Source organism: Bacillus sp. BS98 (assembly GCF_008432245.1).
GTDB classification, from domain to species: domain Bacteria; phylum Bacillota; class Bacilli; order Bacillales; family Bacillaceae_G; genus Bacillus_A; species Bacillus_A toyonensis.
Map to the genome: position 1 here is coordinate 5,064,287 of NZ_CP043830.1, position 13,268 is coordinate 5,077,554.

The following is a 13,268-nucleotide window of genomic DNA, read 5'->3' on the forward strand; positions in this document are numbered from 1 at the left end:
ACTTTAGGGCCGCTGATTGAGTCCACCTTGAAATTGCTCTCTTTTTTCTATAAAAAAACCCTTCAGGCTGTATTCTTCCCTTCACTTTATCGTGAAGTGTTTTTGAATACTTACCCAAAGGGAGCAATATCAATAGTAATTTTTTAATTTGTCAGCTACTCAGATTACAGTGTAATCAATAATCTAAAGCTTTTTTATTATTTTATTCGCTGACGAGCGAGTAGGATTCCACCTAAAAGGAACAATACCATACCTCCAAGAATTGAACTCATTTCTGCTGATGTTCCTCCTGTGTTGGGAAGTAATGTTGGCTTATCATTTTCTGTAGTAGGTGGAACTTTTGAATCGCTATTTTCGTCTGCATTTGTGTTTGGATCTTTCGGATCTGTGCTTGGATCTTTTGGATTTGTGCTTGGATCTTTCGGATCTGTGCTTGGATCTTTCGGATCTGTGCTTGGATCTTTCGGATCTGTGCTTGGATCTTTCGGATCTGTGCTTGGATCTTTTGGATCTACATTTGGTTCGTCCTTGATTTTTGTATTTGTGATGTCATAACCATGTACGTCAGATTGGTATCCGGCTACTGGCTGTTCTTTCACTTCATACTTGTACGCTACTCCGTTTGCATCGTATGCTGCTAAATCTTTAAATTCGTATTTCCAGCCTGTTGCTTCGCTTACTTCTTGCGTGGCAATCACTGTACCATTTTGTAGAAGGTCTACTTTAATCATTTTCGGACGATCTTTCGCGTTATCGTCTTTCCATGTTTTCGTTCCTTCTACTTTTGTTTCGCCTACTTTTGTATTCGTGATGTCATAACCATTGACTTTGGATTCGTATCCATCTACCGGTTGTTCCTTCACTTCATACTTGTACGCTACTCCGTTTGCATCGTATGCTGCTAAATCTTTGAATTCGTATTTCCAGCCTGTTGCTTCGCTTACTTCTTGCGTCGCAATCACTGTACCATTTTGTAGAAGGTCTACTTTAATCATTTTCGGACGATCTTTCGCGTTATCGTCTTTCCATGTTTTCGTTCCTTCTACTTTTGTTTCACCTACTTTTGTATTTGTGATGTCATAACCATGTACGTCAGATTGGTATCCAGCTACTGGTTGTTCTTTCACTCCATACTTGTACGCTACTCCGTTTGCATCGTATGCTGCTAAATCTTTGAATTCGTATTTCCAGCCTGTTGCTTCGCTTACTTCTTGCGTCGCAATCACTGTACCATTTTGTAGAAGGTCTACTTTAATCATTTTCGGACGATCTTTCGCGTTATCGTCTTTCCATGTTTTCGTTCCTTCTACTTTTGTTTCGCCTACTTTTGTATTCGTGATGTCATAACCATTGACTTTGGATTCGTATCCGGCTACTGGCTGTTCTTTCACTTCATACTTGTACGCTACTCCGTTTGCATCGTATGCTGCTAAATCTTTGAATTCGTATTTCCAGCCTGTTGCTTCGCTTACTTCTTGCGTCGCAATCACTGTACCATTTTGTAGAAGGTCTACTTTAATCATTTTCGGACGATCTTTCGCGTTATCGTCTTTCCATGTTTTCGTTCCTTCTACTTTTGTTTCGCCTACTTTTGTATTCGTGATGTCATAACCATTGACTTTGGATTCGTATCCGGCTACTGGCTGTTCTTTCACTTCATACTTGTACGCTACTCCGTTTGCATCGTATGCTGCTAAATCTTTGAATTCGTATTTCCAGCCTGTTGCTTCGCTTACTTCTTGCGTCGCAATCACTGTACCATTTTGTAGAAGGTCTACTTTAATCATTTTCGGACGATCTTTCGCGTTATCGTCTTTCCATGTTTTCGTTCCTTCTACTTTTGTTTCACCTACTTTTGTATTTGTGATGTCATAACCATGTACGTCAGATTGGTATCCAGCTACTGGTTGTTCTTTCACTTCATACTTGTACGCTACTCCGTTTGCATCGTATGCTTGCAGTTTTTCAAACGTGTACTTCCAATTTGTTGCCGCTGTTACTTCCTTTGTATCTACTACTTTACCGTTTTGTAAAAGATCTACTTTGATCATTTCCGGACGATCTTTCGCGTTATCGTCTTTCCATGTTTTCGTTCCTTCTACTTTTGTTTCGCCTACTTTTGTATTCGTGATGTCATAACCATTGACTTTGGATTCGTATCCATCTACCGGTTGTTCCTTCACTTCATACTTGTACGCTACTCCGTTTGCATCGTATGCTTGCAGTTTTTCAAACGTGTACTTCCATTCACTTGCTACTGTTACTTCTTTTGTATCTACTACTTTACCGTTTTGTAAAAGATCTACTTTGATCATTTCCGGACGATCTTTCGCGTTATCGTCTTTCCATGTTTTCGTTCCTTCTACTTTTGTTTCGCCTACTTTTGTATTCGTGATGTCATAACCATTGACTTTGGATTCGTATCCATCTACCGGTTGTTCCTTCACTTCATACTTGTACGCTACTCCGTTTGCATCGTATGCTTGCAGTTTTTCAAACGTGTACTTCCATTCACTTGCTACTGTTACTTCTTTTGTATCTACTACTTTACCGTTTTGTAGTAAGTTTATTTTGATTGTGCTTGGACGATCTGTTGCGTTGTTATCGTTCCACGTCTTTGTTCCTTCTACTTTCGTTTCGCCCACTTTTGTATTCGTGATGTCATAACCGTGTACGTCAGATTGATATCCGGCTACTGGCTGTTCCTTCACTTCATACTTGTACGCTACTCCATTTGCGTCATATGCTTCTACATCTGCAAATGCATATTTCCAGTTTGTTTCCGCTGTTACTTCTTTTGTATCTACTACTTTACCGTTTTGTAGTAAGTCTACTTTGATTGTGCTTGGACGATCTGTTGCGTTGTTATCGTTCCATGTTTTTGTTCCTTCTACTGTCAATTTCGCTACTTTTGTATTTGTGATGTCAGTACCACTTACTTGGGATTCATATCCGGCTACTGGCTGTTCCTTCACTTCATACTTGTACGCTACTCCGTTTGCATCGTATGCCTGTAGTTTTTCAAACGTGTACTTCCAATTTGTTGCCGCTGTTACTTCCTTTGTATCTACTACTTTACCGTTTTGTAAAAGATCCACCTTGATCATTTCCGGACGATCTTTCGCGTTATCGTCTTTCCATGTTTTCGTTCCTTCTACTTTTGTTTCGCCTACTTTTGTATTTGTGATGTCAGTACCACTTACTTTGGATTCATATCCGGCTACCGGTTGTTCTTTCACTTCATACTTGTACGCTACTCCATTTGCATCATACGCTGCTAAATCTTTGAATTCGTATTTCCAGCCTGTTGCTTTGCTTACTTCTTGCGTCGCAATCACTGTACCATTTTGTAAAAGGTCTACTTTGATCATTTCCGGACGATCTTTCGCGTTATCGTCTTTCCATGTTTTCGTTCCTTCTACTTTTGTTTTGCCTACTTTTGTATTTGTGATATCAGTACCATTTACTTTGGATTCATATCCGGCTACTGCTTGTTCTTTCACTTCATACTTGTACGCTACTCCGTTTGCATCGTATGCTTGCAGTTTTTCAAACGTGTACTTCCAATTTGTTGCCGCTGTTACTTCCTTTGTATCTACTACTTTACCGTTTTGTAAAAGATCCACCTTGATCATTTCCGGACGATCTTTCGCGTTATCGTCTTTCCATGTTTTCGTTCCTTCTACTTTTGTTTCGCCTACTTTTGTATTTGTGATGTCATAACCGTTGACTTTGGATTCATATCCAGCTATCGGTTGTTCCTTCACTTTATACTTGTACGCTACTCCATTTGCATCATACGCTACTAAATCTTTGAATTCATATTTCCAATCTGTTACTTTGCTTACTTCTTGCGTCGCAATCACTGTACCATTTTGTAAGAGGTCTACTTGAATCATTTCTGGACGATCTGTTGCGTTATCGTCGTTCCATGTCTTCGTTCCTTCTACTTTTGTTTGACCTACTTTTGTATTTGTGATATCAGTACCACTTACTTTGGATTCATATCCTGGTACTGGCTGTTCTTTCACTGTATACTCGTAAGCTTTTCCTTCCGCATCGTATGCTTCTAGATCTGAGAATATATATTTCCAACCCAATACTGCTAGTACGTCGTGTGTTTGAATCACATTCCCGTTTTGTAGTAAGTCTACTTTGATCATTGTCGGACGGTCTGTTGCATTTCCGTCGTTCCATGTCTTCGTTCCTTCTACTTTTGTTTTGCCTACTTTTGTATTTGTGATATCAGTACCACTTACTTTGGATTCATATCCTGGTACTGCTTGTTCTTTCACTTCATACTTGTACGCTGCTCCATTTGCATCGTATGCCTGAAGTTTTTCAAATGTGTACTTCCAATTTGTTGCCGCTGTTACTTCTTTTGTATCTACTACTTTACCGTTTTGTAAAAGATCTACTTTGATCATTTCCGGACGATCTTTCGCGTTATCGTCTTTCCATGTTTTCGTTCCTTCTACTTTTGTTTCGCCTACTTTTGTATTTGTGATGTCATAACCTTTTAATTCAGACTTGTATCCGGCTACCTGTTGTTCTTTCACTTCATACTTGTACGCTACTCCGTTTGCATCGTATGCTTGCAGTTTTTCAAACGTATACTTCCAGTTTGTTTCCGCTGTTACTTCTTTTGTGTCTACTACTTTACCGTTTTGTAGTAAGTCTACCTTAATCGAGCTTGGACGATCTGTTGCATTGTTATCGTTCCATGTTTTCGTTCCTTCTACTTTTGTTTCGCCTACTTTTGTATTTGTGATGTCATAACCGTGTACGTCAGATTGGTATCCGGCTACTGGCCGTTCTTTCACTTCATACTTGTATGCTTTTCCATTTGCATCGAATGCTACTAAATCTTTAAATTCATACTTCCAACCTGTTTCTTTGCTTACTTCTTGTGTCGCAATCACTGTATCATTTTGTAGTAAGTCTACTTTGATGGCTTTATGCTCTTCCTCTGTGCCACCTTTCCACGTCTTCGTTCCTGCAACTGATGTCTTGCCTACTTTTGTATTCGTGATGTCATAACCATTGACTTTGGATTCGTATCCGGCTACTGCTTGTTCTTTCACTTCATACTTATATGCTTTTCCGTCTGCATCGTTTATCGCCAAATCTTTAAATTCATATTTCCAGCCTGTTGCTTCGCTTACTTCTTGCGTCGCAATCACTGTACCGCTTTGTAGTAAGTCTACTTTAATCATCGTTGGACGACCTTCCGCATTTCCGTCCTTCCATGTTTTCGTTCCTTCTACTTTGGTTTTTTGTACCACTTTTGTATTTGTAATATCATAACCGTTTATTTCTGTTGTGTATCCATCTATCGGTTGTTCTTTTACTTCATACTTGTACGCTACTCCATTTGCATCATACGTTGCTAGGTTGTCAAATTTGTATTTCCAACCATCTGCCGCTGTTACTTCTTTCGTGTTTACTACTTCCTCATTTTGTAGTAAGTCTACTTTGATTGAACTTGGACGATCTTTCTCGTTATCGCCTTTCCACGTCTTCGTCCCTGCAATAGATGTAGTTTTCAACTTATTCGGAATTGGCAACTTAACTCCATTTACAGCATCTGATTTAACTTCAAAAATTACTTTTGCTTGAGGATCGAAATCAACATAGTCTGGAGCTGAAACTTCTTTCACATAATATTTACCTGGTTGTAAATTAGGGATTTCAATTATCCCTTTTTCATCTGTTTTATATACATCTCCAACTTGTTCATCAGACTCTTTATACAACTTAAACGAAACATTTGGGATTACTTTTTCTTCATCCCCTTCAATATGCTTCACAATTTTTAGTGTTCCTTTTGGAGTCACATTACCTTCAGCACCACCGCCAGCTATCATATTTTCGACTGGATGAGTACCCGATTCGGTAACTGGTTCCTTGTTTAGAACTTGGTAATCAATCGTATAATCATTCTTAAAAAACTCTTGCTTCTTCCCAGCTTCCGTTATAGTAGATGTATAACCAATCGAAAAGGAGGCAAGACGCGCTTTACCCTTATTAAGCACAACTTTAAATGATTTGTCTCCAGTAAAGGTAATCGTTCCGTAACCTTGCTTTTCAAGCTCTTGTAGCGTTAAAGATCGACGACCTATATAATCATCTACAATTATATAGAAACTATCCTTATTAAGTGTTTGACCTTCCTGTAAATTATCAGTCACAACAATATCACGACTTAACTCTTCTTTAGCCAAGTTTATATTCAAGAACCAACGTACTTCATCGCTCTTACCTGAGTTCATATCACCAGTTTTATAAAAAAATGGTGGCTTTCCAGGATCTGTACCCCCACCACTGCTTGGGCCGGTAATTGTTACAGATTGCTTATCTACATTTGTACCGAAATTGGTTTCAATCTCTTTCTTTTCATCCGTTCCTACATTAGCAGCTTCCACAAAAAAGTTTAAATACCCTTTAATATTTTGATGTGTACTCACTTTATCATTAAATGTACATACCACAGTACCTGCAGTGACTTTACAAGTACCATAATCATCTAATAGAAACTCTGTATTTAATCCTTTTAATTCTGGAGGCAGTGTTAATGTTAGTGTGTCTCCAGGCTTCATCTTAAGACTATCTTTTTCACTGAAGTTTATAGTTACTTTAGTCCGTTGTCCGATAGAAAGATCTGTTTTATCAATTTTAAAACTATCCACAAGTCCTAATGTATTTAATTCTTGTGCGTTTGCTACTATAGGTAAAAGACTCTGACCTATAGTAAACATGAAAATCATTATAATCGAAAAAATTGAAGTTATCCTTTTTAAATACATGCTTTCTGTTATCCTCCCTATAAAATGTTTCTAGATTCTAGAACAAATATACTATGACAAAGATTCCACTATATCAATGTCATTAAGCCACTCTACTAAAATATGTTTGATAGCTATTATCATCACCAACGCAAACGCTTGCTTTATAAATACAAAAATTTATTGCCGACAAGTATGGAAGAGCTATTTCACAGTAAATATGCATTTGGACAACTTCCTTACTTATCCTCCTAAAGAATACCAAGAAGTACAATCTATAATCGAATTTAGCATATCCGCCGAAGAAAGTTAAGACTGTGAAACATGCTAGGATACTCGTATTCTAAAAGATGTCATTGAAGGTGCGTTTTCTGTCATTATGAGTTGAGGTGAAATTGGGCATATGTTAAAACGTTTTGTGTTTAGTTACACAACCAACCTACACACCGAAACAAATAGAACAAGAAGCATTATATAATTAAAAACGTTCTGGATGAAGTATTGGTTGCCTATGCAAGATGAAAGTCATATTCTCCAAATTTGAATACAGTGGAACGAATTTGGGGGTAACTAAAAAAGGGTATGATTGTCAACTGATTTCATATAAATCATATAGAAATACGAAATTCAGCCTTTTCATTTTTGGAGTATATAAATGAGTGTCGAGAAAAAACACTTTGCCTAATGGGTTCCATGGCTATGTCGAAGAATTAAAATGAGCTTATATGTGATGATACTATCAAAACCGAGAGATTTATATCCTTTCATTATTTTTTATCAAATCATGAAAACTTTAATTGTACTATATGTACTATTTTAAACATACCACCCCTAGTTTCTTGACTAAGTTGGAAGTTTTCAAGATTGATTACTAATTGTTTAGATACTTGGTTAGATGCATTGTTATTTTAGTATTTGGCATAGCTGTAACAATATCTTTCAAAACAATCACACCATTTCCTAGTAACATTCCAACAACTAATAATACATATATGGATTTTGATAATCTTACCCCCAACAGTCTATTATTCTAGAATCGTTCCTAAAAATCAATAGTTAATTGGTATTTTTCTATTTTCACTTCATCACTATCACATATATTTAGATTAGAAAATTGGGCACAGAAAAAGAGATAGCTTTGCCATCTCTTTTTCTGTTTCAACTTCCCCTTATCAAGCCATACAGCTTTTCATTGGTCTTCTTTGACATCTAATCAGTCTATACATTGAATAGATGTTTTTATGTCAACTCGTATATCACTTCTAAACAAAAATAAGCATCTTTTCTTTTGTCTATTACATTTTTTCTGGTGCAGATACTCCTACGATTGCTAGTGCATTTTGAAGTGTAGTTCGTACTGCTTTCATTAATTCGTAACGAGCTTTACTTAACTCTAAGTTATCTTGGTTTAATACTTTCTCTGCATTGTAGAAGCTGTGTAGTGCTGCAGCTAATTCAAATGCATAGTTTGTAATGCGGTGTGGCAGACGTTTTTGCGCTGCATCCGCAACTACAGCTGGGAATTCACCAAGTTTTTTCAGTAATTCTACTTCTTTCTCAGAAGTAACAAGTTTATAGTTCACGTCTCCGCCTGTAGCTAATCCTAACTCTTCACCTTGACGAAGGATACTGCATACACGAGCATGTGCATATTGCGCATAGTATACTGGATTTTCATTAGATTTTGATACAGCTAAGTCCATATCGAAGTCTAAATGAGAATCACCGCTACGCATTGCAAAGAAGTAACGCATTGCGTCTACGCCTACTTCTTCCATAAGCTCACGAAGTGTAACTGCTTTACCCGTACGCTTACTCATCTTCATTTTTTCACCGTTTTGGTATAGTTGTACCATTTGGATGATTTCTACTTCTAATGTGTCTTTATCGTAACCAAGTGCTTGAATCGCAGCTTTCATACGAGGAATGTAACCGTGGTGGTCAGCACCCCAAATGTTGATTAATTTATCGAAACCACGCTCTAATTTGTCGCGATGGTAAGCGATATCTGGCGTTAAGTATGTGTAAGAACCGTCGTTTTTAATTAATACACGGTTTTTGTCGTCACCGTAAGTCATTGAACGGAACCAAGTTGCGCCGCCTTCTTCAAAGATTTCGTCACGCTCTTTTAATACAGCAAGAGCCTGATCAATCTTTCCGTTTTTGTATAATGATGTTTCTGAGAACCATACATCGAATTTAACACGGAAGCTCTCTAAGTCTTTTTGAAGTTTTGCTAACTCATATTTCAAACCGTATGAACGATAGAACTCATAGCTTTCTTCTGCATCAGCTTTCGCATAACGATCGCCAAACTCTTCAGCTAAACGTTTACCGATACCGATAATATCTGCACCGTGGTAACCGTCTTCTGGCATTTCTTTATCTAAACCTAACGCTTGCATGTAACGAGCTTCAACAGAAAGAGCTAAATTATGAATTTGGTTACCCGCGTCATTAATGTAGTACTCACGAGATACATCGTATCCTGCTTTTGCTAATACGTTACATAAAGTGTCACCTACCGCAGCACCGCGTGCATGTCCTAAGTGAAGGTCACCTGTTGGATTTGCAGATACGAACTCAATTTGTACTTTTTCACCTTTACCAGTGTTCGTTTCACCGTAAGCTTCACCAGCATTAACAATTGTTGGGATTAAGTCTGTTAAGTAACTATTATCCATATAGAAGTTAATAAAACCAGGACCAGCGATTTCAATTTTTTCAATAGAAGCTTTTGCTTTATCGAAGTTTGCAACTAATTCTTCTGCAATCATACGAGGTGCTTTTTTCGCAACACGTGCAAGTTGCATTGCCATATTTGTAGAGAAATCACCATTTGTTTTATCTTTTGGAGATTCTAATACAACGTTTGGAATTTGTTCTTCTGTTGCTAATTCTGCCTTTAATACAGCAGCTTGAATTTCTTCTTTAATCAATCCTTTTACCTGTTCTAAAGAATTCATTATTTTGCCTCCTTCAAGTTAATTGTAATTGTATATCTGCCAGCTTCTTGTTCACTTAGAAGCAATGCGTACGTTAAGAAGAGCTGTCCTTTTTTCTTTTCATCCGACCATTTAAAAAGAACGTTATCAGTTTTCGTTTGCAGTGCAAACGTACCAAGTTCACTCGTGTACGTACCAGTTGTCCATTCACCTTTCACATGCGTCTGACGCATAGAAATAGCACCTGAACGCATAATGAGAACTTGTTCATCTTGAATTTTTATAATTGTCTTCACTTCGCCTTGTTCGTTCGGCTCTTGGAATGTTACGTATGTACCTTGACCTTTTACATAGTATTGACCATTTGCTTCAAAAGCAACGGTTTCCTTCCTCGCCCCTTCACGGATTTCTGTTACGAAATGAACGTGTACCGGCAAGCCTGCAAGTTGTTTCTTCACGTCTTGCACACCTTTCAAATGTTATAGATATTAAATACTACTTATAATAAATCACTTTTCCTATCATATCAAAAAAAGATGCTGTCTGTCTGCTGAAAAATCAGGAAAACTCCTTTTCAAAAAATAATTCACCCTCACTTTATTTCATATGATAAAATATTTTTTAAATCTAAATATTCTTTTAATTAAAGGGGGGAATTTTGTGATACCAACAAAATTAAAAAAAGGGGATGAAATAAGAGTTATTTCACCATCTTGTAGTTTAAGTATTGTCTCAAATGAAAACAGAAACCTTGCTATAAAAAGATTAACCGACATGGGCTTTCAAGTTACATTCTCAAAATATGCTGATGAGATAGATCGATTCGCTTCCTCTTCTATTTCTTCACGTGTTCAAGACCTCCACGAAGCATTTAGAGACCCTAATGTAAAAGCAATTTTGACGACACTTGGCGGATATAACTCTAACGGCTTATTGAAACATCTCGATTACGATTTAATTCGCGAAAATCCAAAGTTTTTCTGCGGCTATTCTGACATTACTGCTTTACATAACGCACTTTATACAAAAACAGGTCTTGTTACATATTCAGGTCCTCACTTCTCTTCATTTGGAATGGAGAAAGGTCTCGCGTATACAACCGATTACTTTTTTAAATGCTTAACTTCTAATGATTCTATTGAAATCCTACCATCCGAAACGTGGAGTGATGATTCTTGGTATATAGATCAGGAAAATCGAGAATTTATTAAAAATGAAGGATATATTTCGATTCAAGAAGGAGAAGCTACAGGGGATATTATTGGCGGAAATATGAGCACTTTACATTTACTACAAGGTACTCCGTATATGCCAAGTTTACGAGATAAAATTTTATTTCTTGAAGAAGATAGTTTAACGGGAAAAGCTACACTTAAAACTTTCGATCGATACTTACATTCTCTTATGCAGCAAACTGATTTTGAATACGTAAAAGGTATCGTTATAGGGAGAATGCAAAAAGGAGCAGAATGTATGATAGAGGACATTCAAGAAATGATTACTTCAAAGCCTGAACTTGTACATATCCCTATTATTGCGAATGCAAGTTTCGGACATACAACTCCGATCTTTACTTTCCCAATTGGCGGACGTGCAAAAATCATTTCTAATAAAGAAAGTTCAGCTATCACCATTTTAACGCACTAAAAAAGGAGCGAACGATTCGCTCCTTTTATGGTTTTTCTATTTTTTGCAACGCTTTTTGTGGGATTGATTCTTTCGGGATTTCAGCCCATCCTTTTCCCTGCATACCTTTTGCATAAATTTTTATAAAAGCACCCGTATGCAATTCACGGTTCACCATTCTTTTAATAACTTGTAAATTTCCATCTTCTGTATATCCTTTAAATGTATACAAATATTCATCGTCTTTTTTCTCGCTTTTATCTATAACAGCATAATAATCTTGTATTTCTTTATTTGAAAAGAAGTTGTCTACAAAAGCATGCACACCTTCTGTTTTCGTGTTTAAATAATATGCTGTTCCTCCTAAAATAATGGCGAACACAGCTAAAACTTTAATTACCAATTTCATAAATGCGCCTCCTGTTTGCACTACTTTCTCACTAACCGTATGTCTATACCTGTATTATACGAAAAAAAGCATACTATACTCTATCGAAATGCCTTACACTTTCCTTACATTATTGTAAGGATTTTTCACCTTACAGCAATTTCCCAATAAAAAATTTTTCCGTTTCACAAACTTTTATATTATTATTGAATGATACAAATTTTTATTACAAAAATCAAAGGAGACAGTTTTCAAATGGCTATCTTGCAAGGTTTAGCACTATTACTTGTTGTACTTTGTCTATTTACACTTTTCAGTTACCGTGCGCCTTACGGAATGAAGGCGATGGGTGCTTTAGCTAATGCAGCAATCGCAAGTTTTCTTATTGAAGCATTTCACCGTTATATAGGTGGAGAAATGTTTCATAATGACTTTTTACAATCAGTAGGAGAAGCTTCTGGTAGTATGAGCGGTGTTGCAGCAGCAATTTTAGTAGCATTAGCAATCGGCGTTTCACCCGTATACGCTGTTTTAATCGGTATCGCTACTAGTGGATTCGGTATTTTACCAGGATTTTTTGCTGGATACGTTTGTGCCTTCGTCGTGAAATTTCTCGAAAAGAAATTACCAGCTGGTGTAGAGTTTTTAGCAATCCTATTTATTGCTGCACCAATCTCACGTGGAATGGCCATGCTTATGGATCCACTCGTTAACGCAACACTTGGTAAAATCGGTTCTATGATTTCAGTTGCAACTACAGAAAGTCCTATCATTATGGGTATTATGCTTGGTGGATTAATAACAGTTATTTCTACCTCTCCATTAAGTTCTATGGCATTAACTGCAATGCTTGGATTAACAGGTTTACCAATGGCAATTGGCAGTCTTGCCGTTGCGGCCTCAGCCCCGATGAACTTTATTTTCTTTAAACGACTAAAAATTTGTTCAAAGAAAGATACAATTGCTGTAGCAATCGAGCCTTTAACACAAGCCGATGTTGTCTCAGCAAATCCAATTCCTATCTATATGACAAACTTCGTTGGCGGCGCGCTTGCCGGTATTATTACATCGCTATTCCAGCTCGTTAATAATGCGCCAGGAACAGCATCACCAATTCCAGGGCTTCTCGTCTTGTTTGGATTTAATGACGTTATAAAAGTAACGATCGCTGCTGTACTATGTGGAATCGTTACCACTATTGTCGGATACATCGGATCTATTGTGTTCCGCAAATATCCGATCCGCTCTGCTGATGAAATTCGCGGCATTGCTTCAGAAGAAAAGGTTGCATAAGAAAAAGAGTTATTCTCACCTTTTGAGAATAACTCTTTTTTTCATGTCTTGCTATGGTAAATGGGATTATATCGACGATTTTTTTAATATATCGACTTACCGACACATAACGGATAAAATAAAAGCGCCTATTCATAGGGGACTCTTACTTTATCCAGCTACAGCGGCTAGAATGGTCGGTGACTTCGCTTCTTCCTTCGAGGCAAAAAGCGCCTCTACGTCTGAAGCTCC

General features: G+C 37.3%; 6 protein-coding genes. 2 read left to right on the forward strand and 4 right to left on the reverse strand.

The window, feature by feature from the left end:
• Window positions 1–197: 197 nt before the first annotated feature.
• The 3 genes from F0362_RS26425 to F0362_RS26435 form a co-directional block, all read right to left on the reverse strand.
• Window positions 198–6,806, reverse strand: a complete 6,609-nt coding sequence (locus F0362_RS26425) for a Cna B-type domain-containing protein (RefSeq protein ID WP_149890048.1) — start codon at window positions 6,804–6,806, stop codon at window positions 198–200.
• Window positions 6,807–8,080: 1,274 nt separating this feature from the next.
• On the reverse strand, window positions 8,081–9,751 hold the full coding sequence (argS, locus tag F0362_RS26430) for an arginine--tRNA ligase (protein ID WP_001086439.1): 1,671 nt from the start codon (window positions 9,749–9,751) through the stop codon (window positions 8,081–8,083).
• Window positions 9,751–10,188 (reverse strand): YwiB family protein, encoded by a 438-nt coding sequence (locus tag F0362_RS26435; protein WP_000744343.1) that lies wholly within the window; start codon window positions 10,186–10,188, stop codon window positions 9,751–9,753. The genes argS and F0362_RS26435 overlap by 1 nt, the downstream gene beginning before the upstream one ends.
• 148 nt (window positions 10,189–10,336) lie before the next feature.
• Here F0362_RS26435 and F0362_RS26440 point away from each other — a divergent pair, with 148 nt between their 5' ends.
• Window positions 10,337–11,377 (forward strand): S66 family peptidase, encoded by a 1,041-nt coding sequence (locus tag F0362_RS26440; RefSeq protein WP_073990688.1) that lies wholly within the window; start codon window positions 10,337–10,339, stop codon window positions 11,375–11,377.
• A 25-nt stretch (window positions 11,378–11,402) separates the two neighbouring features.
• On the opposite strand, the gene F0362_RS26445 is transcribed toward F0362_RS26440, so the two are convergent.
• Window positions 11,403–11,765 carry a YxeA family protein gene (locus tag F0362_RS26445; RefSeq protein WP_000779927.1) on the reverse strand — a complete coding sequence of 121 codons (363 nt, stop codon included), beginning with the start codon at window positions 11,763–11,765 and terminating at the stop codon, window positions 11,403–11,405.
• 234 nt (window positions 11,766–11,999) lie between these two features.
• On the opposite strand from F0362_RS26445, the gene F0362_RS26450 reads away from it, so the two are divergent.
• The gene (locus F0362_RS26450; protein WP_000996326.1) at window positions 12,000–13,037 is read left to right on the forward strand and encodes a PTS sugar transporter subunit IIC; all 1,038 of its coding nucleotides are present in this window, start codon (window positions 12,000–12,002) and stop codon (window positions 13,035–13,037) included.
• Window positions 13,038–13,268: the final 231 nt, after the last annotated feature.

Excerpts from the sequence above, each read along its gene's own strand:
- F0362_RS26425 (WP_149890048.1), bottom strand. The coding sequence starts at position 6,806 with ATGTATTTAAAAAGGATAACTTCAATTTTTTCGATTATAATGATTTTC.
- argS (WP_001086439.1), bottom strand. The coding sequence starts at position 9,751 with ATGAATTCTTTAGAACAGGTAAAAGGATTGATTAAAGAAGAAATTCAA.
- F0362_RS26440 (WP_073990688.1), top strand. The coding sequence starts at position 10,337 with ATGATAAAATATTTTTTAAATCTAAATATTCTTTTAATTAAAGGGGGG.
- F0362_RS26445 (WP_000779927.1), bottom strand. The coding sequence starts at position 11,765 with ATGAAATTGGTAATTAAAGTTTTAGCTGTGTTCGCCATTATTTTAGGA.
- F0362_RS26450 (WP_000996326.1), top strand. The coding sequence starts at position 12,000 with ATGGCTATCTTGCAAGGTTTAGCACTATTACTTGTTGTACTTTGTCTA.